Here is a 25,540-nt window from a genome sequence, read left to right on the forward strand (position 1 = left end):
ACGCATTTTTAATCGCTTGCTTCCCTATTCGACCTCTCATCTACTTCAAATTTTATTTTGTTATAAATATCTCTCAAAGAAATTTGTAACTCTACTGAACTTAGAGAAATCCTCTCATCTTCTTCATCATATTCATACAACGTCCACTGTTTTTTAGCAGTCTTAGAATACTGTTCTATATAGATCCGATTTTGGTCGATTAAAATATATTCTTGAAACGTAGCGATCGTTCGATAAGCATCAAATTTTTCTCCCTTATCATAGCTTTGGGTGGATTTTGAAAGTACTTCTATAATGACCGAGGGATTAGTAATTGTATCTGTGCGATTGTTGAAATATTCTGGTTCGCCCGTTACTACCATTACATCAGGATAGGTAAAGATGCGTTTCTGAGGTATCCACAGGCGTACATCACCCATAAAAACTCGATAATCGAGCCTTTTAAAGGCAAAGTTTAACTCAGTACTGAAGTTGAGAGCTATCTGATTATGATTTATCGATCCGCCCGCCACAGGAATTATTTGACCGTCGATATACTCACTTTTATACTCTGCTGCTTCTTCTAGAGTCAAATATTCTTCTACAGAGAAGTATTTTTGTTGCGTAGCTTGCATGGTTTAAAAAAAGAAAGTTGAGTAGTTGTATACATGTAAGGCATACAGTAACAGTATACGTATACCTCAACAGTGTAACGCGATCGCAACGATGACAATTCCTCCCCTTTAAAGAAAAATTAATAAAATATAAAGCGAGTAAGGTTCGGATCTAGAAAATTCTTATGCAAAATGCACTGGAGAAAAAGCCATCTCTGCCTTTACCGCCTGGTAGTTTTGGATTGCCGCTCATAGGAGAGACGATAAGTTTTTTGCGCGATCGCAATTTTGCAGACAAGCGACAAAAAAGTATGGGTCAGTTTTCAAGACCAATATTTTTGGTCGTCCCACTATTTATATCTGTGGTGCGGAAGCGAATCGCTTTATCTTTTCTAAAGAGAATAAATATTTTGTTGCTACTTGGCCCAAAAGTACGAAAATTCTTCTAGGTTCTAATTCTCTTGCCACGAATACGGGAAGCTTTCACACCTCGCGTCGTAAGTTGATGTACCAAGTATTCCAAAAACTCACGATTTGGGTTTCTGTTTCTTTCCCTTACGGGTTTTTCGCAACTGCCCTAATTACTCACTCGTCGCTCACCCCGTCGCCTGTTGTTGCGAAGCCAACAATTCGGCTCAGGGGTGAATCTCCTCGCTCGTCCCCATTCCTCTCACCGCCTCTCCTTCGTTGTGGCGGGAGTCTCCTGGGGGTGTTAGATGACATTCTATACTTTTGGGACAACCTGTAAGGCATGCTTTCCTCCTACTGATAACTAAAAACTGATAGCTGATGACCGTTAAATATCCTCCTGTTCCCTGGTATCTTCAAGGACGCGCTATCCAAATCTTGAACTTAGTTAATATTGAAAATTCGCGTCCTTTTGTGCCTCCAGAATTAGAAATTGTCTCCCTCTTCCCTGGAAAAACATTAGGAGGCACATACATCTCTACTTACGAATCCGGTTCGATCCTAGAATACAATGAATTAATTGTTGTTGCAGCTTTAGTACGCTATCAAGGAAAAATCGGCGCGTGGATTTCTCATATTTACGTCGATAATGAGGACTCCGTTGCTGGGGGTCGAGAAATTTGGGGACTGCCCAAAGAAATGGCAGAATTTACATGGGAAAAAGATAGCGTCAGCGTTCGTCAACAAGAGCGACAATTGTGCCGAGTTCGCTACAAAAAAGAATGGTTTAGTTTTGCGACTTGGTGGCAACAACCTTTTAGTGGCAATGTGTTTGGTGGCTTGGAGTCGGAATTACTTTTATTCAAAAGTGAATTGAAATCGCAACTTGGAATAGTAAGCGGCAATCTGGAAATTCCTCAAGAAAGTTCTTTTGCTCGATTAAATTTAGGTCAACCTTGGTTGATACTCAATTGCCAAAATTTAGAGTTAGTTGCAGGCATACCCAAAGTTGTAGGAACCAAATTTTTTCAAGAAAATCCTAGGGGAGTTTCATTCTGACTCGATTTCGCTAAGAAATTTATTTCATTATCGCTTTTCTCCAACGGTTTGACGCACTAAATTAGCTAGTCGTTCTGCACTATCGAGTAATGTCAGATTTGCTATTTTTTCTGACATTTGTTGCAGTTTTTCAGGCGATTTTAACAAGTCTAAAACCTGCTTTTCCAAAAGCTCGGCAGTTAATTCCCCTTGACGGTACATAAATGCCGCCCCTGCATCGGCAAATACCTTAGCATTATAGGCTTGATGGTCCTCTGCCGCGTAGGGATAGGGAATTAAAATTGCAGGCGTTTTTGTAACGGCTAATTCCGTTAGCGTTCCTGCACCCGCACGGCTAATTGCCAAATTAGCTCTCTGTAACAACCCAGCCATATTTTGATAGAAAGGCAAAGAAAAATAGCGGGGATGTTTGAGGATTTCTGCTTCTGGATCTTTCTCTCCCGTCAAATGGACGATAACGGCTCCCTCTTGTAACCAAGCTGGGACGCACCGACGCACCATTTGATTGACTGCAACGGCTCCTTGAGAACCGCCGACGACAACGATTAAAGGGGCATCGTCAGGAATGGGTAAATCCAAAGGTTGTGGCGCGAGAAACTGAGAGCGGACAGGCGTACTAACCCAGCAAGTTTGGGCACCGGGAAGATATTGAGACGATCCTTCAAAACCAAGCGCGACAGTGCTGCACCAATGACTGAACCAACGGGTCACCTTGCCGGGGAGAAAATTGGATTCGTGGAGAATGACGGGGATTCCTTGCAAGCGAGCAGCTACTATGGCAGGAGCGGCGATATAGCCTCCCGTTGTAAAGATAAGCTCGATTTGGTGCTTTTTAATTAGCTGTCGTACCTGCACAATAGAAGAGACAAGACGCAGCCCTACCTGAAGCGTCTTGATGCCCAAGCGGGTTTGAAACCCTTCGACAGGAATGGTATGTAGAGTATAGTCAGAGGGGACTAGAGTTTTTTCGAGACGGTTAGGAACGCCCAACCACTCAATCTTGTATTCTTTAAGTTGCTCTGCCACCGCTAGGGCAGGAAATAGATGTCCGCCAGTACCGCTTGCTGCAATTAATAATCGCATTGGTGTTTGAGTCACAACTGTTATTGGTGAAAGTTTAAGACTTACAATAAATAAGAGTTACTAACAATTATTCAACCTATCACTGATGCGCAATTGTAAAATGTTCGGTTTTCCCTTTTGTTCCAAACAGTCTCGCTGGTCGATTTCTTTTCTGCTGGGTCTTGGCTTGACGATTGGCAGCGGAATGGCTGGTTGGGCAGAAAGTCGGGAAACTGCGCCACCTGAGTTGAAAATGTCGATGGCACAGATAGAAGCTGCTGCCAATCAGAAAGATCTCAAACAGGTGATGGAATTTTACAGTCCTGATTTCAAGAACTCGGATGGGTTGAATTATACCTCTCTACAACAATCTCTCGATCGCTTTTGGAAACGCTTCAACAACGTACAATACAAGACAGAACTCCAGTCTTGGGAAAATACCAAGGAAGGGTTAATGGCACAAACGCTTACCACGGTTACGGGAACTAGCGAGCAGAAAGGAAGAACGATTCAACTTCAGTCAACTATCCAATCTCGTCAGTATTTTCGCGACCAAAAGCTCGTTCGTCAGGAAATCTTGACAGAAAAAACGGAAGTTACTTCTGGCACCACTCCCCCCAAAGTCACAATTGTTTTGCCAGAAACCTTAAAAGTCGGTCAGGAATTTGAATTTGATGCAATCGTACAAGAACCATTGGAAAATGACTTGTTGGCAGGAACGGCAATAGACGAGCCAGTCGATAGCAAGCGCTATCTTACTCCAGGTGCAGTTGAGTTAGAATTGCTGTCGGCTGGCGGACTTTTTAAGCGAGCTAAAGCTCCCGACCAAGCAGGCCATCGCTGGCTTTCCGCTATTTTGGTGCGCAGCGATGGCATGACGATGGTAACGCAAAGAATCAAGGTAGAATCATAAGATTTGGCGACAAGCGATCGCAACTAAACGTTAGAATTTACCAGTTACACTCCCGAATGACTTATGACTGCTAACGATCTATTGACCCTAGTGCTACTCTTAAGTCCCGGAATTTTACTATCTATCCTGGTAATGCTTGCTTTTGCAAAAGGAGGCTAGTAGTTGGTCGATTTTCAATTGATGGGGAAAGAGGGAGAGTGGGGAGGGTGGGGAGACAAGGGGACAGGGGGGACTCCGAGACAAGGGAACGGGGAGACAATTAACGAATAACCACTAACCACTAACAAATGACCAATGACTAATGACAAAGGACAACTATCCATCCCCATCAACTTGACACAGCGCTAGTTAAGGTTAATTAACTATAAATTTTCAAAATAGTCGATTGCCACCTTGCCTACGGCTTGAGTGGTCATCCAGTCAAGACCGCCGCCAATTACGGCTCCGAATGCCGGAGCAGCAATAACGCCAAGAGACTTTTGCAGCACTTTTTTGGCGATCTTTTTCCCAATTACCTGGGACAAGGCTTCAGCCAGTGCTTTCGTAGCAAATTTAGAGCCTTCTTTTACTGCTCTTTGAATCGCTGTTTTTTTCAGATGGTCGAAGGCACTAAGGGTGTGTTCGCTGACTACAATTGCAGCCTCCTGTCTAAGAAATTGTTTCAACTCCTCGATCGAGCCACTAGAAACTAACAGTAAGATGGCAGTTTTGAGATCGGTATTTTGCGGAGTATAGCCATAAACCTGGGCAATAGAGCGAATCATAAAACCCTGAATTTTCCAAGCTTTAATGATATCGATCGGAATCATTATAGGTAGGCTAATTGCGCTTCCCAATCCGGTTAAAGCTCCGAATAATCCATTAGTAATGGATTGTTCGTCAACGATCTTTTGGGCAAGATCTCGCTGACTCAGTGAAGAATGCACCGAACGAATTTTTTCTACATACTGTGTTGATTCTTGAAGATCGACAGCCAAGATCCAATCAACAATATTTTCAAACGATTGCTCGAAATTTGTAACGTGCATTATCGATTTCCTTTAGCCTAAATCCGATCCATATCAAACACTTTATTTGTATGCGGTTAAATTAATTATTGTTATGCTTGAGTCGATCGATGTTAACTTTTCTAGAAAGTAAAGGAGTTATCTCGATCTTAGGTTGGTCGGCAAACCAATGAGGTTAATTCAAGGTTAAGTTTCAAGCAGCGAATTTTTCTTAAAACTATTTTAATAGTTCTTTATTCTAGAGCGCGATCGCCAAACTAGAAAATTAACCAGTCTCCACAAAATCTTCCTTTTCTTGCTATAAATAAATTTGTATCTACGACTTAAGAGCGATCTAAGCTAATATCCAATCTAATTATGCTTTTATATAGTCGTCTGCTTGCACAGGAGATTTTTCAATGGCATCTAGGTTTGACTGGGAAGAATTGAGAGTTCCCGAAATTATCGATGGGATGACCGCACTCTTGGTTGCGCCTGTCATTCTTACTGTTGCATCGGCTGTAAAACAGCCTGGAGTCCAATCGGCTATTAAAGAAGGAATCACCCTGGCTGAAAGATGCAAAGAAGCTTTGGCAGAAACAACAGAGACGATTGAAAATTTAGCAGCAGAAGTCAATAGCGAATTAATTGCTCAAAAACAGGCGCAATCTAACTCTCAAAGTTATGTCCCAAGCAAACAATTCGATATCGGTGGAGAATTAATGCATGCGCTCTCTGAAGCAAATTTAGAGATGAGACGATTGACCAATGGTTTGGTAGATTGGCGTTTGATAGTACCGTTGGGATTGGGTTCGCTTGCCATCCGACAATTACTCATTAAGGGATTGCAACTTGACGAAATTCCCTGGTATACGTTGGCTTGGTATGCGTTCGATTCCTTTGCCAAACTCAATGATAGTAGCGAATCGAGTTCGTGACGTATTCTATTCCAACACAAATTTAAATGTCTAAATTGGTGTCGGAACGGGGACGTATTAATTAACTGTCGGACATCTTTTGTCAGGGGCTAAAAATTCTGTGATTAAAGCTATTCATACGACTAAAGGGAGAGCCAGATATAAGATTCGAGAGCTTTACCGTTCAAAATCTCTCAAAAACTATCTTGAAGAAATACTAGGACGTAAGCCAGAAATTAAGTATGTTTCAGCCAATCCTTTAACCAGTAATGTTCTTGTTATTTTTAATGAAGACAATAGTAGCGATCGCATTGCTTCTCTTCTCGAAGAAATTGTTTTAGATTACCAAAAGCACGGCGAAAAAGTTCGGGCAAAATCTTTCTCTAAAACCCCAAATGATGCTGTTGCCAATGCCCAAGTGCAAAGCACAAAAGACTGGCATCTGATGGAAGTCAATACTGTCCTGGATGTCTTGAATGCTTCAAAAACAGCGGGATTATCTAGCGAGTTGGCAGCAGAAAACCTGAATAAATATGGTCCGAATCTCCTATCTGAAGCAGAAACCCGATCTCAATTGAGTATTTTAATAGACCAATTCAAATCTTTACCCGTTGCTTTACTGGGAGTGGCTGCTGGGGTCTCCATTTTCACTGGTGGGCTGGTCGATGCGCTAGTAATATTGGGCGTTATTGGTCTCAATGCCGCGATCGGTTATACAACAGAAAGCCAGTCAGAAAAAATTATTAATTCTCTCGCCAGTCGCGAGCAAACCTCGACTTGGGTTATAAGAGACGGCAAGCAGATAGAAATCCCCACACAAGAGGTTGTTTTAGGAGATATTTTAGTTCTAAAAAGCGGCAACTATGTCGCAGCAGATGGGCGATTAATCGAGGCAGAGAACTTGAGCGTCGATGAGTCTGCCCTTACTGGCGAGAGCATCCCCGTTACTAAAACAACGGCATCCCTGACAGATGAAGATGTTTATGTTTCCCTAGCCGATCGCACCAACATGGTTTATAAAGGAACGTTGGTCACTGGCGGTCAAGGGATCGCTGTGGTAGTGGCGACGGGGAAATCGACGGAAATGGGCAAAATCCAACAAATGGTTGGCGAGGCAAATGCGATGGAAACCCCTTTGTCGAGACAACTAGACGAGGTTGGATCTCAACTCGTCGCGATTGGGATGGTCATTTGTGGCGGTGTCTTTGGCATTGGCGTGCTGCGGGGATACGGTTTGGTGCAAATGCTCCAATCGTCCATCTCCCTGGCGGTTGCTGCGGTTCCCGAAGGATTGCCCACTATCGCCACGACAACCCTTGCCCTGGGCATCCAAGATATGAGGAAGCATAACGTCCTCGTCCGCAGTCTCAGCGCGGTAGAAGCTTTGGGTTCGGTACAGACTATCTGCATGGATAAAACCGGAACCATCACCGAAAACCGAATGTCAGTGGTCGAGATACACACAGGCAGCCGCTACATTAAGGTGTCTGATGGCGAATTTATCGCAGGGGAGGAGAAGATTAATCCCTATGCCGGCGAGGAACTGCTCAAGCTGATTCACGTATCGGTTCTGTGCAACGAAAGCGAAGTCAGCCAACAGCAAGATGGCGAGTATGCGGTCAAGGGTTCGGCAACCGAGAATGCCCTGATTTATATGGCGATTAGTGCTGGTACGAACGTTATCGAACTTCGGCAAAAGTATCCGCTGCTGCAAACCAACCCGCGATCGGAAAATCGCAATATTATGAGTACGGTTCATAGCGATCGCGATAATCATAAGTTGGTTGCGGTCAAGGGCAGTCCGGCAGAGGTGGTACGGATCTGCAAATATTGGCTGAAAAACGGTCGCGCGGTACCCTTAGAAGAAGAAGACAGGCAGGCGATCGAACTCGAAAACGATCGCATGGCAGGAAAAGCGCTGAGGGTGCTTGGGGTCGCTTATCGCCAGATCGATGAGGTCGATAATGGGAATGGGAATAACTACGAGTCAGACTTGACATGGCTGGGTCTTGTCGGTATGGCAGATCCCGTGAGAAAGGGAGTTAAAGAATTAATCGATGATTTCCATAAAGCGGGCATCGATCCGGTAATGATTACCGGGGATCAAAGCCCAACCGCCTACGCGATCGCAAAGGAGTTAGGGTTAACTAGAAGAGAGCAACTAGAAATCCTCGATTCAACTAACCTCAACAATCTCACTCCAGAGGCACTGACAGCACTTGCCGATAAAGTCGATGTCTTTGCCCGCATCAGTCCAAGTAATAAATTGCAAATCGTCCAAGCTTTGCAGGCAGCCGGAAAAGTGGTTGCTATGACCGGAGATGGCATTAACGACGCGCCCGCGCTCAAAGCCGCTCAAGTCGGCGTGGCAATGGGTAAAGGCGGTACCGACGCTGCGCGAGAGGTGGCAGACATTATCCTAGAAGATGACAGGCTCGAAACGATGATTATTGCCATCAGTCGAGGACGGACGATCTATAACAATATCAGAAAAGCGGTGCATTTTCTGCTAGCAACAAACCTGAGCGAAATCATGGTAATGACGACCGCAACCGCAGTCGGTCTGGGCGAACCTTTGAATGCGATTCAACTCCTTTGGCTCAATTTAGTTAGTGACATCTTCCCGGGTCTTGCCCTTGCCCTAGAACCGCCAGAGCCAGATATTTTAAGTCAGCCGCCCCGCAGCCCTGACGAACCGATTATCAAGGAATCCGACTTCGGGAGAATTGCCTTTGAGTCGGCAACGCTGACGGTAGGGACTTTATCGGCTTATGGGTATGGCATCCTCAGATATGGGATCGGTTCGCAGGCAAGTACGATGGCGTTTATGAGTCTGACGGCAGGGCAACTGCTGCATACTATTAGCTGCCGCTCCCAAGAACACAGTATTTTTAGTCGAGAAAAATTGCCAAATAATCCCTACTTAAATGCTGCCATAGCAGGCTCTTTTGCCATACAGCTCCTCGCGATCGCGATTCCCCCGCTCAGAAGCCTTTTGAAAATTACGCCCATCGATCTTGTCGATGGTGCCGTCATTAGCGGTAGTGCTGCGTTGCCCCTGCTAGTCAATGAAAGCACGAAGCGCGATCGCAAGATAGCAAGCGATAAAGATCGTGGGCAGGAGATTGAATAGCGATCCAAACTTACGTCGATTGAGGTGAAAAACGATGAAAAAAGACTTTATGTTCACATCTGAGTCCGTCACCGAAGGACATCCCGATAAACTTTGCGACCAGATTAGCGATGCTATCGTCGACCGTTTTCTCCAGCAAGATCCCTATGCCAGGATCGTTACAGAATGTGCTGTAGCGACGGGCATTGTTTTCATAGCCGCCAGATTTGAACCCAATGCCAATGTGGATTTTCCCAACGTTGCCAGACAAGTTATCGACCAGGTTGGCTACGCGCAAAAGGATTTTAATGCTAAGACCTGTAGCATTCTAACCAGCCTTACCGAATTTAAGCGAGAGCAAGACCGATTTTTTGACGAAAAAAATCTCTCTGACGAAGAAATAGAGCGAATTCCCGTCAAAAACCAAGCGACGGTATTTGGTTTTGCTTGCAATCAAACTCCCGTGTTGATGCCGTTGCCGATTTGGTTAGCTCACAAACTGGCAAGACAACTCAGCGAGGTGAGAAAGCAAAATCTACTCTCCTATCTCACCCCTGACGGCAAAACCCAAGTTGGCGTGGAATATAGAAATCGCAGACCTTATAGAATTCACAGCATTACAGTCATTGCCAGCCAAAATAAAAAATCAAAACCCGATTTCGAGCAACTCCAGGACGATATTCGCGAGACGGTCATTAAACCCATCTTTGAAGATGAAGATATCAGACCAGATCCACAAACCAGAATATTTGTCAACCCCGATGGACCGTTTGTTAAAGGAGGACCTGCCGTTCATTCGGGGCTAACGGGAAGAAAAAACGCGATCGATACCTATGGCGAGTACGCACAGCATAGCGGTTCGGCTTTGAGCGGCAAAGACCCAGTTAGAATCGATCGAGTGGGAGCCTATGCTGCTCGTTATGCTGCGAAAAATGTCGTGGCAGCAGGACTTGCCGATGAATGTGAGGTACAGCTTAGTTATTCTATCGGACTTGCAAGACCTGTCAGCATTCAGGTGGAAACGTTTGGCACCGGAAAAGTTTCCGAGGAAGAGATTGCCATCCTGCTTGAGAAGCATTTTGATTTCCGTCTGGCAGGAATCATTAAGCAGTTCGATTTGAGATACTTGCCCTCGCTCCATAAAGGCACGTTCTATAGAAAATTAGCAGTCTACGGTCATGTAGGCAGGATGGATATCGAACTGCCCTGGGAGAAAACAGATAAGGCGGCTGTTTTTTAAGCCGATTCCGGCGTTGGCAGAGAAGAAGGATGCATCAGTAGCTCTGCGGTAGAGCGCTTCTCCACCATCTCCCGCGTAATCAAACAGCGTTGAACATCCTTGCGGGATGGCAGTTCGTACATTACGTCCAGCATCAGTTCTTCGACGATTCCCCGCAAAGCTCTAGCGCCAGTTTTGCGACGATAAGCTTCCTGTGCGATCGCCCTCACCGCATCATGTCTAAATTCTAGTTGCACGTTGTCCATCTTCAAGAGTTTTTGATATTGCTTGACGAGGGCGTTGCGAGGTTGAGTCAAAATGGCGACTAACGTTTCTTCATCGAGCGGATCGAGGGATGCCATGACCGGAATGCGACCGACAAATTCGGGGATCATGCCATACTTAACTAGGTCGTCCGGTTCGAGCTGTTTGAGTAAATCTGCCGTTCGTTTCTCTTTAGAAGTCCCTTCTCCCGGACGCACAAAGCCCATCGACTTTTTGCCAAGTCGCTGTTCGACCATTTTGTCGAGTCCGACAAAAGCACCGCCGCAGATGAAGAGAATGTTACTGGTATCGATTTGGATGCAGTCTTGATAGGGATGTTTTCGTCCTCCCTGGGGCGGTACGTTGGCGACCGTTCCCTCCAGCATTTTCAGGAGTGCTTGCTGTACGCCTTCTCCAGATACGTCGCGAGTGATTGAGGGATTTTCGCTTTTGCGGGCAATTTTATCGATTTCGTCGATGTAGATAATTCCCCGTTGCGCTTCTTCTACATCTAAATCTGCTACCTGTAGCAGACGCAGTAGAATATTTTCTACATCTTCTCCCACGTATCCCGCTTCGGTGAGGGTAGTGGCATCTGCAACCGCAAAGGGAACGTCGAGAATTTTCGCCAGCGTTTGCGCGAGTAAAGTTTTGCCCGAACCCGTCGGTCCGATGAGCAGGATATTCGATTTTTGTAGCTCTACGGGGTCGTCTATAATGCCGCTTTTTCTGGCTTGAGAGACGCTGAGACGCTTGTAATGGTTGTAAACGGCGACCGAGAGAATTTTTTTGGCGTCGTCTTGTCCGATAACGTATTCGTCTAGGTATTTTTTGATTTCTCTCGGTTTGGGAATGCGATCGAAGTTGAGACGATCTCGATTGGCGCGTCGTTTGGCAGGATTCTCCTCCGACCGAGGCACGGACGAGGAAACCGAATTGGAAGCGTCCACCAGTTCCTCGTCTAAAATTTCGTTACATAACTCAACGCATTCGTCGCAGATGTAGACTCCCGGTCCGGCAATGAGTTTGCGTACCTGTTCCTGGGATTTTCCGCAGAACGAACATTTTAAATGGGAGTCGTATTTAGACATATTCATTTTAGTGATGTAACGGGAATGGTTGGATCGGAAAGGGTCGGGCGAGAGATAACGCGATCGATCAGACCGTATTCTTGGGCTTCTTGAGCGGACATGTAGAAATCGCGTTCGGTATCGGTAGCAATTTTCTCGTATGGCTGACCTGTGTGGATAGCAAGAAGTTCGTTTAGCCTTTGTTTCATGTAGAGAATTTCTCTAGCCTGAATTTCGATTTCTACGGCTTGTCCTTGGGCGCCGCCGATAGGCTGATGGATCATCAACCTCGCACTGGGCAAAGCCATGCGCTTTCCTTTGGCACCGCCCGATAGCAAAAACGCGCCCATACTAGCAGCTAATCCGAAACAAATGGTAACGACATCCGGGCGAACTTGCTGCATGGCATCGTAGATGGCAAAGCCTGCGTACACCGATCCTCCAGGGGAGTTGATGTATAGCTGGATGTCTTTTTCTGGATCTTCGGCATCTAAATATAACAACTGTGCCACGATCGAATCGGCAACCTTGTCGTCAATTGGGGTTCCCAGAAAAACAATCCGCTCTCTGAGCAGTCGCGAGTAGATATCAAAGGCTCTCTCTCCCAATCCAGACTGTTCCACGACCATGGGAATAACGTTCTCAATGTCGTTGGGACTTTGAGAGTAGATATCCCAAGAACAATAGCTGGTGATTGAAGATTGGTGCGATCGCGATTGAACCATAAACTTAGGAGCTAAGCTCGAAGCAAAAATTTGTATCTTAACTAAAGGTGATTGACTTAGTGCCTCTGGTTTTTTAGATAAGAAGACCGAACTAACCAATTTACCTTCTGACAACATTATGCCTTAAGCGATCGCGAATTGGGTATAACCGGAAAGGATGAAGGAGATAGGAAGGATGTACGAACCCAACACGTCGCGGAGGCGCGCAGGCGGGAAGGAATTCTCCTGCGTCCGCTCTTGAAGCGCCGTTCTCTACTCCTAACCGATCCATCTTTTATATCCTTCATTTCAATTCCTTTTTTTATTCTTCTTTTTATTCTTCCTCTGTCTGGGTTGAGGCTGCTTCAGTTCCCTCTTCTTCGGATTTTGCTGCTTCTTCAAGCGTTCCTTTGGGAACTAATTCTACTGTTGTTTTTTCTTCAAGCCAATCGAGGGTTTTTTCGACGAGCAAGTCTTCTTGTACCATGTCTCGCAAACGCTCTAGATCGATCTCGCGATCGCTAAATTTTTCTCTGAGTTCTTTAATCTTGGCTTCTACTGCTTCTGCTTCCGATTCGATCGATTCGACTTTGGCAATTTCTTTAAGGATTAGGGTTTGTTTGAGGCGCTCTATAGCTTCAGGACGAGAATTTTCCCGCATCCGAGGAATGCTCTGTGCATTGAATAGCTGCTTGATATCAACGCCAAGCTGCTGCATCTGCATTGCCGTCTGAGTCAGAATCGCGTTAACTTCTTCCTGAATCATCGTATCCGGCAGATCGACCGTGCAGTTTTTGAGCAATTCTGCTATGATTGCCGAACGGATGCTGTTTTTCGTTTCTTGTTTGGCTTTTTCTCGATATTGTTTCTCCAGAGATTCCCTTAGCTGTGCCATCGTCTCGAATTCGCTTACCTCTTGGGCAAAGTCATCGTCTAACTCTGGCAGTTCTTTTGCTTTGAGTTCTTTGAGGGTAATGCTAAAGATGACGGCTTTTCCGGCTAAATCTTCTCGCGGATAATCTTCTGGGAAAGTTACGGAAATTTCCTTAGTTTCCTCCGGCTTCATGCCGACAATTCCTTCGACCATTCCCTCGATGAAGCGTCCTTGCTCCATTTCGACTTTTAAATCCGTTCCTTGAACGCCTGGAATGGGTTCGCCTGCTTCTCCTGACTCTGTAACTGTGCGTCCTTGATAGTCAACAATTGCTACGTCTCCCATTTGTGCCCCACGTTCTTCGACGGGAACTAGAGTCGCTTGCTGGATGCGGCGTTGTTCTAGCCAATCCTCGATTTCTTTGGGATCGTAAACGCTCTCTTCTGCTTTCACTGTCAGACCTTGATACTGTCCCAGTTCTACTGTTGGCGGTACGTCAACGGAGGCAGAGAAAGTCAATGGTTCTCCAGGTTCGTATTTTTGAATTAATTCGTCAAAATTTGAGCGTAATTTGTAATTTCCTAGCGATTCAATCGATTCTTGCTTTATTGCTTCTTCTAAGGCTTTTTGAACAATCTCTTCTAAGGCTGCTGCCTTGATTTGCTTCGAGCCGATTCTTTGCAGCAGCACTTGACGAGGAACTTTTCCCTTGCGAAACCCAGGAATGTTCGAAGAGCGAGCAAGGTTTTGTATCACTTTTTCGTAGGTATTTTTCGAGGTTTCAGCCGAAATTTCGATTTCCAAGCCAATTTGACTGTCAGGAAGTTTTTCCTGGGTTACTTTCATCGACGTTCCTAAATTTAGACAACTACAATAACTGTTTCGGAATTGACGAGCGGCGATCGCGTTAACGAATTAAATAAACAAACACCGCTCGTGATATCCTAGTGAGGCAACTATCCATCAAACAAGGCAGGAAAGTCGCATTGGCGTTTAGCCTTGCCTGATGGATTTCTTGTGTCGCTCTATTCACCTATTTGATAATAGTACACTCAAAGATATCTCATTGTGGCTAGATTAAAGTTTTCTAGATTGTTAAGATAGCGAAGATCGGTTGGCAAGAACAGAGAAACTTTGAGGCAAAATGAAAACAGCTATCTCAAGCGACCCCGACTTAAAAAAAATTAATTAAATTTTTTTAAGAAAGACCCTCTCTAGAGATTGAAGAAAATTAAAGCATTAAAATCCGACTACAAGAGATGCGATCGCTAACAAGTGGAGAAAAAAATTTGTCACACAGAGTCAATGTCGCCATTCTTGGCGCAACGGGAGCAGTTGGTACAGAATTACTCGAACTTTTAGAAAGTCGTCAGTTCCCAGTTGCCAACCTAAAACTTCTTGCTTCGCCTCGTTCGGCGGGAACAACTCTACCGTTTAGGGGAGAGAATCTTCCCGTCGAGGCAGTAAGCGAGGATTCCTTCCAAGGCGTAGATATCGTATTAGCCTCTGCGGGCGCTTCCACCTCCAAAGCTTGGGCAAAAACGATTGTTGAATCAGGGGCAGTAATTATTGATAACTCCAGCGCTTTTCGCATGGATTCCCAGGTGCCTTTAATCGTTCCAGAAATTAACCCAGAAGCTGCCGCCCAGCATCAAGGCATCATTGCCAATCCCAACTGTACGACAATCTTAATGGGAATGGCAATATTTCCCCTCCACCAAGTCCAGCCAATCAAACGTATCGTAGTATCTACCTACCAATCGGCTAGCGGTGCGGGTGCGAGAGCGATGGAAGAGTTAAAAGCCCAAGCGAAAGCGATTCTAGAAAACCAGACTCCCTCGACGCAAGCTTTTCCTTATCCTTTAGCATTTAATTTATTTCCTCACAATTCTCCCCTCAACGAAGAAGGTTATTGCGAGGAAGAGATGAAAATGATTCGAGAAACTCGCAAGATTTTCAACGTACCTCAGTTGCTAATTACGGCAACTTGCGTTCGGGTTCCCGTACTCCGCGCCCACTCAGAAGCGGTTAATCTAGAATTTAGTCGTCCATTTGCGCCACAGCAAGCCAGAGAAATTCTCGCTTCGGCACCGGGAGTAAAACTGGTAGAAGAGTGGCAGGCAAATTACTTTCCGATGCCGATTGATGCAACGGGCAAAGATGAAGTGTTCGTGGGTCGAATTCGTCAAGATTTATCTCATCCTTGTGGGTTAGAATTGTGGCTCTGCGGCGATCAAATTCGCAAGGGAGCAGCCTTAAATGCGGTGCAGATTGCCGAATTATTGATCGAAAAAAATCTTCTCAAATCATCGACTTCAGCAGTTTCTGTTTAGCCAGAAAGTTTATTGACTACTATTAATCAACCCAAAATTCAAAATCGAATGAACGATCGCAACTTTGGACGAGTAATCACCGCGATGGTGACTCCTTTTGACGAACGGGGCAATGTCAATTATGAAGTCGCCGAAAGATTAGCCGATTATTTAGCGACTCATGGCAGTGATGGATTGGTCGTCTGCGGGACGACTGGCGAATCGCCAACACTGACATGGGAGGAAGAATATCAACTCTTTCAAGTAGTCAAAAAAGCCGTTGGCGACAGGGCAAAAATCATTGCCGGAACGGGATCGAACTCGACCAAGGAAGCAATTGAAGCTACTAAAAAAGCAGCCGAATTGGGTTTGGACGGTTCCTTGCAGGTCGTGCCATACTATAATAAACCTCCCCAAGAAGGATTATACGAGCATTTCCGGGCGATCGCGCGGGCTTGCCCCGACCTACCTTTGATGCTCTACAATATTCCGAGTCGCACGGGACAAAATCTTTTGCCAGAGACAATTGCTAAATTGGCAGAGATAGAGAATATTGTCGCTGTCAAAGAAGCAAGCGGGAATCTAGAGCAAGCCTGTCAGATTCATCGCCTGACCCCTCCCTCATTTGCTATTTACTCAGGCGATGATTTTCTTACCCTTCCCCTACTCACCGTAGGAGGAGTCGGCGTAGTCAGCGTGGCGAGCCATTTGGTAGGCGAGCAACTGCAAAAGATGATACAAGCCTTTGAAACGGGCAATGCAACGCTTGCAAAAGAGATTAACATCAAGCTCTTTCCTTTATTTAAAGTGCTTTTTTGTACGACTAATCCCATTCCTGTCAAAGCCGCGTTAAACTTAAAAGGCTGGCAAGTTGGAGGGCTACGACTGCCTCTTTGCGAAATATCACCTAATTTAAAACAAAATTTAGAAGGCGTTTTACAAAGTTTGTCTCTAATCTAATCATGTTTTCTCAGATTCTGCTCTCAAGTTCTCTGGAAAAACAATTAAATATAAAGCAATTTTTTAAGTAAAAGTAGAAGATATTTTTATAAAAGTGATTGGATTCTTTTAGATTCTGATATTTATAATTTATCTGGGTTTGTCAAACAATATTTAATAAGTCTTATTGACAAAAAATTCCTATTCTTCAACTCAATATTGGCACACTATTAAGGAGGAAAATGAATCAAAACGGAAATCAACCCAATCTAAAAATTATCCCCCTCGGAGGACTGCACGAAATTGGAAAAAATACCTGCATATTTGAGTATGACGATGAAATTCTGCTATTAGACGCAGGAATCGCCTTTCCGACAGAGGATATGCACGGGGTCAATATCGTTCTGCCCGACATGACCTACCTGAGAGAAAATCGCCACAAAATTAAAGGGATGATTGTCACTCATGGGCATGAAGATCACATTGGTGGAATTGCCTATCACCTCAAGCAATTTGACATTCCAATTATCTATGGTCCTCGCCTAGCCATGGCTTTATTGCAGGACAAATTAGAAGAGGCAGGGGTAGCCAATCGCACGACGCTGAAAACCGTTCGACCTCGCGAAATAGTCAGAGTCGGACGCTCGTTCGTTGTAGAATTTATCCGCAATACGCACTCGATCGCCGATAGCTTTAGCGTCGCCATTCATACGCCTATCGGAGTCATCATTCACACAGGGGATTTCAAGATCGACCATACCCCCGTCGATGGCGAGTTTTTCGACCTGCAAAAATTAGCCGAACACGGAGAAAAAGGCGTATTATGCCTCCTAAGCGATTCGACAAACGCCGAAGTCCCCGGAAATACCCCCTCGGAGCAATCGGTCTATCCCAATCTCGATCGCGTCTTCGCCCAAGCGTCCGGACGGTTAATGATTACGACCTTTGCTTCTTCGGTTCATCGCATCAACATCATTCTCCAACTGGCGCAGAAACACAATCGCAAAGTGGCAGTAGTGGGGCGATCGATGCTTAACGTGATTGCCCATGCTCGCAATTTGGGCTACATTAAATGTCCCGACGATATCTTTGAACCCCTAAAAGCAGTTCGCAATTTGCCCGACGAGAAAGTCTTGATTCTGACAACGGGATCTCAAGGAGAACCTTTAGCAGCAATGACGCGCATCTCCAAAGGGGAACATCCTCAAATCAAAATCCGTCAGGGAGACACGGTAGTCTTTTCTGCCAATCCGATCCCAGGCAATACGATTGCGGTAGTTAATACGATCGACCGCTTGATGATGCTGGGAGCCAATGTCATTTACGGACGCGACAAAGGCATTCACGTATCGGGTCACGGCGCTCAAGAAGAACAAAAACTGATGCTGGCGCTGACGAAACCCAAGTTCTTTATGCCAGTCCACGGAGAGCATCGCATGCTGGTCAAACACGCCCAGATGGCTCAAAGCATGGGCATTCCGCCAGAAAATACAGTCATTGTCAGGAACGGGGATATAGTCGAGTTAGGAGCCAATCGCATTGCCATTGTCGGTCAAGTGCCTTCCGGACTGCAACTGGTTGATAGCGCTGGCGTGGTTCACGACAATATCATGCAAGAGCGGCAGCAGTTGGCAGAAGATGGCGTGGTGACAGTAGCTGCTGCCGTCGATTGGGACGGCAAACTCATGGCACAGCCAGAAGTTCATCTCCGGGGGGTGGTCACAACCGTCGAGCGATCGCTCCTACAACAACTCATCGCCAAGACGATCGAGCGAATTTTAAGCGAGCGTTGGAACGAATTATTCAGCCAAAACGCCAACGGAGAAGCAATCGAGGTCGATTGGACGGCTTTTCGAGAAGAAATTGAGAATAACCTGCAACGACTCGTCCGACGAGAACTGCAAAGCAGCCCGTTAGTAGTATTCCTACTACAAACACCAGATCCTACGCCAACGAGAACTTATCGACGACGGCGATCGACCGCATCTGTAGTTTCGCCAGAGCAATCTCTATCTCCAATTAATAATTGAGCCGATTGTTTCTAGAACATTATGATATCTCCATCACAACCCAATTTCGACGGTCACTCCTCAACTCAGATCCGAGAAATTCAGGAACTCGCCCTGACTATTTCTGCCAAAAACCTCAACCCCGCCATGTTAAGCGAGGATTTTCTCAAATTTAGCGGCATCGTTCCCAACGACTGGGAATTAGGAAAACAGCCGATTTTGTCTCCAAACTTCTCTCAAGTCAGCTTTCAAAATGGCATTAGCGTTGTTTCTCAAACCCGGACTGTTAGTTTTGCACAGACTATTGACACGCGAGGGGCACAAGAGCCTAGAGTGCCTCAAATCGCCCGTAAATATATCGATAAACTGCCCCACGCTGAATACCAAACCCTTAGCATCAGCACGAAAAGCATCGTCCCTTTTTCCGGCGGTCAAGATGCAGCTAGAAAATATATTACCGGGACGCTTCTGGCTGCCGGCCCTTGGCTAGACTTGGGTCAAGCTCCCGTACAAGCAGGAATTAACTTGTCGTACCAGTTAGAGGGCTGTCAATTTAGCCTGGGCGTTAATGAAGCTAGAGTACACATAGGCGAGCAAGTTGCAATTCCCGCGATCTTGTTTGCTGGCAGCTTTAATTACGCGATCGCTAGCGAACTCGAACGACTCAAGCAATTAACCCAATGCATTGACAAATGGCGATCGGATTGGGAGATGTTTAACGAAATCATTCGTCAATGGTTTTTTAAACAAGGCAAACAGAAATTCGGACAAATGGAGCAAGAAAGCTTATTTCCTGGTAATTAAAGGGAATTGGGGATTGTTCATTTGTCCCTTGTCATTAGTCATTGGTCATTGGTCTTTTGTTAGTGGTTAGTGGTTAGTTGTTAGTAGTTAATTGTCTCCCAGTCTCAAAAGTCTCCCCGTTCCCCCGTCTCCTACTTCTTAATCTTCCATCTTGCCTTACTCTTTTGCTTCCACCGAGCGATCGCCTTTTGGGCATCTTGATATAAATGGGTGTCTGAAGGGATAAATTGGGCTGTTTCGATCGCCTGCCTCAGATTGCCTTCGGCAGCATGGGAAATAGCCAGGAAGTAAATCTTTTGGCTCCAGTTATTCATAAACTGACGAGCTTCCATATAGCCCGGTTGTTCGGGTGGAATTTGGCGCAGGAGGGCGATCGCTCGGCTATAAGTGGCGGCTTGGGAAGGATTAATTAGTTTTCTGGCTGTCTCGATTGCGGCTTTGGTGGCTTGTTGTTGCTTTTGTAAGGTTTCCCAGAGCCGAATTTTCTGTCGAGCCGTTTGAGAAAGACTTGCGCGATCGCGGGGAACCAGTTCTGCCGCCGCGATCGCCCTTTGAAAATCTCCCGTTCGCGCCCGTCCTTCGGCAATGTCGAGTATAATTTGACTCCAGCGATCGATGTCAGCTCGCGCCTGTTGATAAAAAGGCTCGCCCGGTTTTAATTGGCGAACCGAGCCAATGGCTCGATTAAAATCTGAGGCTTGGTTAGCTTTCAGGAAAATTGTGGCACGATTTAAGATTTCTTGCTCGCTTTTAGATCCTGCTTGGATAGGAGTCTCGGTTTCTAAAATCTCTACTGCTCGCTCGGATATAGAGGTTGGCTGTCTCATTTGGAGCAGTTGAAAAACGACGACGATCGTCAGCAGCGACGGAAGTAGGCTAGATGCCAATCCCAAGAAAAACCATTTAAATTGGCTTATTTTACTAATAATTGGCAATAAATCTATTTTTATGTTGATATTTGCTCGTTTGTCGTCGCTGGGAAGATTGATGTTTAATGGAGAATAAAAGGCAGGGCGATCGGGCAGTTTTGGGAGGGCGATCGCAGCGACTTTAGTGGTTATCGGCGAGTCGGCAGTCGCCCTCTTAAGTGATATAGGCTGTGAGAAAAGAGTCCTACTAGAGGAAAAAGTCGTCATCCGCATGCGATCGCGCTCCTCGATCGGTTTTGCTTTTTCCAGGAGAGGATAATGGCTAGCTTCTGGGCTAGGACTGATAACAACAGGAGTTTGAGTAGGTTGCCAGAGATCGAGGCTAAATTCTGGCAGGCGATCGCGTAGATATTGCTCTAACTTTGCTAAGGTAATATTTTGGCGATAGTGACGGAGTGCTTCTACAAGGGCAGTGGCCAACATTCCCCGACCCAAACTCGCCGATTTATCGCCATGGGAAGATACAATCAGAGAGATTTTCATTTGTTTTGCCAAAGCGATCGCCTGTTGCCCCACCATCGCGTCTCCCATTCCCCTGAGATCGAGTACGACTAAAATTCTAGCTGTCCCTTGTTGAATGAGAGATTCAAACAGCGATCGCATGGCGATTCCTGTCCCCGGAATATCCTTGAGATTGCCATCGATAGGCATAAGGTAATCTTCTCCTTGGTAACTTATTCCATAGCCACTGAAAAAGAACCAGAGAGGGGAAGATGAGGGAGAGTTTCTAATTTCTAACCAACTGATTAGATTCTCTCGATTGGGATAGGTAGAGCGATCGAGAAACCGAGGAGATGCGTCTGTTAATAGCAGGGCTTGTCGAACTGAAATTTTTGCCTCTTCGACCAAACATTGATAGAGGATTCGCGCGCTAGCTTCAGCAGAATTTAGGGGGGGAAAAAAATGATAGCGATCGATACCGATAGCGATACATTGATAATTTTCCATCTGACAAATCGACTCCTCAACGCCTAAAATAAGAAAGCTGTCGATTGAAAAATATAAGTAGTAACTATGGCTGTTCCTAAGAAGAAAACCTCAAAATCCAAACGCGACCAGCGCAGAGCACACTGGAGACGACAAGCCGCCCTACAGGCTCAAAAAGCCCTTTCTCTAGGCAAATCGGTTCTCACCGGACGTTCCAGTTTTGTTTATCCTCAAGATGAAGATGAGGAAGAGGAGAACGAGTAAGCATAGTTAGGAGTTCAAGGTTCGGAGTGATTATTTTTCAATTCCGAATCCCGAACTCCAGTACTTGATTTTCATGACCCCAAAGAAGTTTCGTTGTTCCATCAACCGCTTTGCAAGGTATGTTAGGGAATTTTTTTAAAAAACCAGAAGCAGCAGATGCAGATAGCGATCGCGTTCCACCCGGTCAATATTTGACCAATGGCTTTCCCGTTCTTACCTATGGAGATACGCCTCACATTAGTACCAATGAGTGGCAATTTCGCGTCTTTGGCTCAGCTGAACCCAAAACCTTTACTTGGTCTGATTTTATGAGCTTACCCCAACACGAATTTACTAAAGATTTTCACTGCGTCACTCGTTGGTCAAAGTTGGACGTGCAATGGACAGGGATCAAAGTTACTGACTTCATGAAACTCGTAGAACTCGATCCCAAAGCCACTCATGTCATGCAGCATTGCTACGGGGGATATACGACTAACCTACCCCTAGAAGATTTTTTGCGCCAAGAAAATTTCTTCGCTCACAAATTGTTCGGAGAACCCCTACCCGCCGACCACGGAGGTCCTATGCGCCTGGTCGTTCCCCATCTCTATGCTTGGAAAAGTGCCAAGTGGATTAACGGATTGGAGTTTCTCGACCATGACGAATTAGGATTTTGGGAACGCAACGGATATCACCGACGGGGAGATCCCTGGAAGGAAGAACGGTACGGAGGCATTTGAGCTGTCGGGCCTCTCGAATGCTCATTGAGGTGACATGTCGCTTCTAGGAGACGAGAAGCCAGCGTGCTTTGCCTTAAGCCAACCGAAAATAGTATAATTAGAAGTCCTGGGTTATTTTAAATATTTCTAAAATCTAGCTCATTAGGAGAGACGATGGCAAAACGAGTGCAAATCGTGTTGAATCAAAATGTCAGCAAGCTCGGTAAAACCGGAGATTTAGTAGAAGTTGCCCCTGGCTATGCTCGTAACTACTTGCTGCCAAGAGGCATAGGCGTTATTGCCACCCAAAGCATTCTCAAACAAGTCGAGCAAAGAAAAGAGAAAGAAAGACAGCGCCTGATTGCAGAAAAACAAGAGGCAGAAGCTCGCAAAACGGCCTTACAGACTATTGGACGCTTTGTTATCAAAAAGCAAGTAGGTGAAAAAGAGGCAATTTTTGGGACGGTAACCGCCCAAGAAGTAGCAGATGCAATTAAAGAAAATACGGGTCAAGAAGTAGACCGTCGCGGCATTACCCTGCCAGAGATCGGCAAAACTGGCTTCTACAAAGCTACCGTCAAACTTCACCCCGAAGTGACTGCCGAGATCGAAATTCAAGTAGCTCCTTTATAAACAATTATCAGTTATCAGCGATCGGTAAGCCAGCAACTGGTCGCCGATCGCCGATTAAAGTGTACTCGAATCAAGACTTTTGGCTTCTCCTGGCGTGAGAGGCAAGTGCAAGCCGCATTCTTGTTTGAGACCATTAAAACGGGTATCTCGTTCGTTGGTATCGTCAGCCGTTAACGGACGGCTGGAATGCCAATCGCCTACCGAGACATACCCCAGATCGAAGAAGGGGTGATAGGGAAGATTGTAGGCGGTCAGGTATTCGTATATATCTTTAGCACTCCAATAAAGAATCGGCAGAATCTTATACCGCTCTCCTTGCATGCCTACCCGTTGTAAAGTCTTGCGATGGTCGGTTTGTTCGCTTCTCAAACCAGCCAACCAAGCAGTTGCCTTCAGTTCTCTCAAAGCGCGTTGCATCGGTTCGACTTTGCGGATTTGGTCGTAGCGGTTGAGCGACTCGACATCATTTTGCGCCCAGAGTCTGCCGTAGAGCGCTTCCATGCGAGCGGGACTGATGGGAGATTGATAAACTTTCAGGTTTAGCTTTAAGCGTTCGGTTAATTGTTCGGCAAATTGATAGGTTTCGGCTGGTAAATAACCCGTATCTACCCAGATAATCGGAATATCGGGCACGATTTGAGTCACCAGATGAAGCATGACGGCAGCTTGAATGCCAAAGCTAGTACTCATTACCAAACCATTTCCAAAGGTATCTGCCGCCCACTCAATAACTTGCTCGGCTGTAGCGTCGGCGAGCTGCCGATTGATGGCTTCTAAATCTAGATTGGGCTTTTCCTTTGGCGATGGCTCCGAGCTTTGGTTGTTTGGTTCGCTACCTTGAAGCGTACTGGGAACCCAAGTCATTCCAGCTTTAGCCGGTTGTGGGTGGGAGTCAATCGGGTTCAAATGTGGCATGCTTGCTATTTTTTCCCCTTATTGTAGACTGTGGTGGCGCAATCTTAAATTTTGTAGCTTTTGGTTCGTTTTTGCAAGTCTGAGGATTCTGACTCTATCTTTATATTGTAGTGCGATGGATGAAGAACCCCTAATTGTTTAGATTGAATTTAGCCAATGCTCGTACGATCTCAGTGGCTGATGCAGAATCTACTAGATAAAGCTTGAAAGTATTTTCGCGACTCAAGTAGGCTGCATAGGAAGATTGGAGATAAGGGCTATAGTTAGCGTCATCGGCGACGTAGACCTCGAAGAAGGCTAGACCCATCGCGTCGGCATAGTTATCGATGAGGATGGGATCGGGGAAAGTTAGATTGGGCAAAGAATTAAGCAGTTGGCTAGCGCCAGCATCCAATTGAGAAAAATCGACGTGTGCCTGTCCTTCTGCTACAGCAAGATATTTGTTGGGCGCACTCAGCCAAGGAAAAGAACGAATCTGCTCGAAAACGGCTGGCGTAGCGGGATCGTAACTGCCTGCCACGACCAAAACCGGAATTTGAATTTGACTTAACCCTTGGGGTCCGAAGATGCTGCTGTTGACTGGGTTGACGGCAATGACTGCTTTAACTCGCGGATCTTTGAAATTATAGTTTCTTCTCGGTAATGCTAGGGCGCGGCACTGAAGTAGCAGGGATAAATTAGGATCCCAGTCGGGAGCATCGCAGGATTTTTTTAAATTGTCAAAATCAATTTGGGCGCCCGCCACGGCCAACGCCGTATAACCGCCAAAGGAATGCCCCAAGACTCCTACCTCTTCTAAATTTAGCCTTCTTGCAAATTCGGTGCGATCGCGCTTCTGGAGTTCATCGATGATAAAACTAATATCGAGCGGGCGATCGATAAATTCATCGAGACTAAAAATGTCTCGATAATAGCCCGCCAAGGTTTCCTGAAATCGGGTAAAGTCGCTGCCAGGGTGCTGGGGCAGAGCAACGAAATAGCCATGGGACGCTAAATGTTCGGCGCGGGCGCTAAAGTCTTTGGGTCTGGAGCCTAATCCATGGGACATAATAACGACAGGAGTTTTTTCGGGTCGCCATCGTTGAGGTTTGTAGAGATAGACGGTTAACGTGCGATCGCGGTTTTCATCTCTAAGCGTCAGAACTTGTTTTTCGACCCCATAGGAACCGCGAACTCTCAGGTCGGGCAAAGCGGCAAAGTTTACGGGCTGCTCTTTTCTGGCTTTTCCGTCCGACAACTGGCTGACTTCTTCGACCAGCGCTGCCGTCACCTCGACTGCCCGTTGCACTTTTTCGGCAACCGCGAAAATCTCATCGGTGTCGAGTTGTATGTCGGTCGGAAACTTGCGCAGAAAGTTAAGAAGCGTCAGCCCTTCAGAATCGCTTGCCGCTTGAAAAAGTGCCCCTCGCAGGGGGTATTTCCCATTGCGCCCGCCTGGCGTTCTAATCAACTGACCGATGCCCTCAAGAATATCTTCTCCGATTGAAGTCTTGAAAAAGCGATACAATTGGACGGGATTGAGTTCGGAGCGTTGTAGCAGAGCTTCGCGAAATTGCTGGCGTTGTTCGGGGTTAACGTCTCCCAAATAAAAGGCTAATTCTTGATTAATCGTGCCATCCCTGGCAAATTGTTCGAGGGAATCAACCCGAATCGACAATCTGAGCGGTCCGTAGTTAAAATGAATACGCTCGGCTGCCTCTAGGGGAATCGCGATCGCACAAATCGCCCCTAAAAGTAGGGAACCTATCCAAGGTAACGGAGAAAATAACCTGCCTGGCTTGGCGCTATGCTTCGATCGATAGCTTGAGGGATTTTTCACGCAGTTAGCTTCAGATTGGGTAAGTTGCTACTCGAAAAAGTATAGATAACGATTGAGCGATCGCGATGCATCTCAAGACCCAATCTTATCGATGCGATCCTCGCGCT

General features: G+C 45.9%; 21 protein-coding genes and 1 pseudogene. 13 read left to right on the top strand and 9 right to left on the bottom strand.

The genetic code is table 11. The annotated features are described in order from the left end of the window. Positions 1-8: 8 nt before the first annotated feature. Complete coding sequence (locus PLE7327_RS04760; RefSeq protein ID WP_015142728.1) at positions 9-614, bottom strand: Uma2 family endonuclease; 606 nt, start codon at positions 612-614, stop codon at positions 9-11. A gap of 164 nt (positions 615-778) precedes the next feature. On the opposite strand from PLE7327_RS04760, the pseudogene PLE7327_RS25625 reads away from it, so the two are divergent. Together PLE7327_RS25625 and PLE7327_RS04770 are read left to right on the top strand one after the other, a co-directional pair. Beyond that, positions 779-1,116 (top strand): annotated as a pseudogene (locus PLE7327_RS25625) (cytochrome P450); the annotation flags it as partial. Between the two features lie 266 nt (positions 1,117-1,382). Beyond that, positions 1,383-2,060, top strand: a complete 678-nt coding sequence (locus PLE7327_RS04770) for an acetoacetate decarboxylase family protein (protein WP_015142729.1) — start codon at positions 1,383-1,385, stop codon at positions 2,058-2,060. Between the two features lie 27 nt (positions 2,061-2,087). Here the strand turns inward: PLE7327_RS04770 and murG are convergent, their stop codons facing one another. Further along, positions 2,088-3,143 (bottom strand): undecaprenyldiphospho-muramoylpentapeptide beta-N-acetylglucosaminyltransferase, encoded by a 1,056-nt coding sequence (gene murG / locus PLE7327_RS04775; protein WP_015142730.1) that lies wholly within the window; start codon positions 3,141-3,143, stop codon positions 2,088-2,090. Between the two features lie 85 nt (positions 3,144-3,228). Between murG and PLE7327_RS04780 the strand changes: the two genes are divergently transcribed. Continuing rightward, positions 3,229-4,035, top strand: coding sequence for a hypothetical protein (locus PLE7327_RS04780; protein ID WP_015142731.1), 807 nt, complete (start codon positions 3,229-3,231; stop codon positions 4,033-4,035). Positions 4,036-4,397: 362 nt separating this feature from the next. Here PLE7327_RS04780 and PLE7327_RS04785 read toward each other — a convergent pair whose 3' ends face one another. Further along, the gene (locus tag PLE7327_RS04785) at positions 4,398-5,063 is read right to left on the bottom strand and encodes an EcsC family protein (protein WP_015142733.1); all 666 of its coding nucleotides are present in this window, start codon (positions 5,061-5,063) and stop codon (positions 4,398-4,400) included. 377 nt (positions 5,064-5,440) lie between these two features. On the opposite strand from PLE7327_RS04785, the gene PLE7327_RS04790 reads away from it, so the two are divergent. From PLE7327_RS04790 to metK, 3 genes are all read left to right on the top strand, one after another. Beyond that, entirely contained in the window at positions 5,441-5,959 is a 519-nt protein-coding gene (locus PLE7327_RS04790) for a DUF5132 domain-containing protein (RefSeq protein WP_015142734.1), read from the top strand. A 100-nt stretch (positions 5,960-6,059) separates the two neighbouring features. Then, entirely contained in the window at positions 6,060-9,071 is a 3,012-nt protein-coding gene (locus tag PLE7327_RS26225) for an HAD-IC family P-type ATPase (RefSeq protein WP_015142735.1), read from the top strand. Between the two features lie 34 nt (positions 9,072-9,105). Beyond that, positions 9,106-10,290 carry a methionine adenosyltransferase gene (metK, locus tag PLE7327_RS04800; RefSeq protein ID WP_015142736.1) on the top strand — a complete coding sequence of 395 codons (1,185 nt, stop codon included), beginning with the start codon at positions 9,106-9,108 and terminating at the stop codon, positions 10,288-10,290. On the opposite strand, the gene clpX is transcribed toward metK, so the two are convergent. The 3 genes from clpX to tig all read right to left on the bottom strand — a co-directional run bounded on the left by clpX (position 10,287) and on the right by tig (position 14,027). After that, positions 10,287-11,624 carry an ATP-dependent protease ATP-binding subunit ClpX gene (gene clpX, locus PLE7327_RS04805; protein WP_041391859.1) on the bottom strand — a complete coding sequence of 446 codons (1,338 nt, stop codon included), beginning with the start codon at positions 11,622-11,624 and terminating at the stop codon, positions 10,287-10,289. The genes metK and clpX overlap by 4 nt on opposite strands. Positions 11,625-11,626: 2 nt before the next feature. Then, positions 11,627-12,328 carry an ATP-dependent Clp endopeptidase proteolytic subunit ClpP gene (clpP, locus tag PLE7327_RS04810; RefSeq protein WP_041392799.1) on the bottom strand — a complete coding sequence of 234 codons (702 nt, stop codon included), beginning with the start codon at positions 12,326-12,328 and terminating at the stop codon, positions 11,627-11,629. Between the two features lie 313 nt (positions 12,329-12,641). Beyond that, entirely contained in the window at positions 12,642-14,027 is a 1,386-nt protein-coding gene (gene tig / locus PLE7327_RS04815; protein ID WP_015142739.1) for a trigger factor, read from the bottom strand. A 443-nt stretch (positions 14,028-14,470) separates the two neighbouring features. Between tig and PLE7327_RS04820 the strand changes: the two genes are divergently transcribed. The 4 genes from PLE7327_RS04820 (at position 14,471) to PLE7327_RS04835 (ending at position 19,245) form a co-directional block, all read left to right on the top strand. Next, positions 14,471-15,514, top strand: a complete 1,044-nt coding sequence (locus PLE7327_RS04820) for an aspartate-semialdehyde dehydrogenase (protein WP_041392801.1) — start codon at positions 14,471-14,473, stop codon at positions 15,512-15,514. A 48-nt stretch (positions 15,515-15,562) separates the two neighbouring features. Continuing rightward, the gene (gene dapA / locus PLE7327_RS04825; protein ID WP_015142741.1) at positions 15,563-16,453 is read left to right on the top strand and encodes a 4-hydroxy-tetrahydrodipicolinate synthase; all 891 of its coding nucleotides are present in this window, start codon (positions 15,563-15,565) and stop codon (positions 16,451-16,453) included. Between the two features lie 221 nt (positions 16,454-16,674). Further along, the gene (locus tag PLE7327_RS04830) at positions 16,675-18,462 is read left to right on the top strand and encodes a ribonuclease J (RefSeq protein WP_015142742.1); all 1,788 of its coding nucleotides are present in this window, start codon (positions 16,675-16,677) and stop codon (positions 18,460-18,462) included. 21 nt (positions 18,463-18,483) lie between these two features. Continuing rightward, positions 18,484-19,245, top strand: coding sequence for a hypothetical protein (locus PLE7327_RS04835; protein WP_015142743.1), 762 nt, complete (start codon positions 18,484-18,486; stop codon positions 19,243-19,245). Positions 19,246-19,376: 131 nt separating this feature from the next. Here PLE7327_RS04835 and PLE7327_RS04840 read toward each other — a convergent pair whose 3' ends face one another. Further along, the gene (locus tag PLE7327_RS04840; protein ID WP_015142744.1) at positions 19,377-21,122 is read right to left on the bottom strand and encodes a caspase family protein; all 1,746 of its coding nucleotides are present in this window, start codon (positions 21,120-21,122) and stop codon (positions 19,377-19,379) included. A gap of 66 nt (positions 21,123-21,188) precedes the next feature. On the opposite strand from PLE7327_RS04840, the gene rpmF reads away from it, so the two are divergent. The 3 genes from rpmF (at position 21,189) to rplI (ending at position 22,699) form a co-directional block, all read left to right on the top strand. Continuing rightward, positions 21,189-21,365: a 50S ribosomal protein L32 gene (rpmF, locus tag PLE7327_RS04845; protein WP_015142745.1), complete on the top strand. Its 177-nt coding sequence runs from the start codon at positions 21,189-21,191 to the stop codon at positions 21,363-21,365. Between the two features lie 119 nt (positions 21,366-21,484). Continuing rightward, positions 21,485-22,087, top strand: a complete 603-nt coding sequence (locus PLE7327_RS04850; protein WP_015142746.1) for a sulfite oxidase-like oxidoreductase — start codon at positions 21,485-21,487, stop codon at positions 22,085-22,087. Between the two features lie 153 nt (positions 22,088-22,240). Continuing rightward, entirely contained in the window at positions 22,241-22,699 is a 459-nt protein-coding gene (rplI, locus tag PLE7327_RS04855) for a 50S ribosomal protein L9 (RefSeq protein ID WP_015142747.1), read from the top strand. Positions 22,700-22,753: 54 nt separating this feature from the next. Here rplI and PLE7327_RS04860 read toward each other — a convergent pair whose 3' ends face one another. Beyond that, entirely contained in the window at positions 22,754-23,614 is an 861-nt protein-coding gene (locus PLE7327_RS04860; protein ID WP_015142748.1) for a phosphoadenylyl-sulfate reductase, read from the bottom strand. A gap of 130 nt (positions 23,615-23,744) precedes the next feature. Then, the gene (locus tag PLE7327_RS04865; RefSeq protein WP_015142749.1) at positions 23,745-25,433 is read right to left on the bottom strand and encodes an alpha/beta hydrolase; all 1,689 of its coding nucleotides are present in this window, start codon (positions 25,431-25,433) and stop codon (positions 23,745-23,747) included. Positions 25,434-25,540 lie beyond the last annotated feature (107 nt).

This window comes from Pleurocapsa sp. PCC 7327 (genome assembly GCF_000317025.1).
In the GTDB taxonomy this organism is placed as follows: domain Bacteria; phylum Cyanobacteriota; class Cyanobacteriia; order Cyanobacteriales; family Microcystaceae; genus Hydrococcus.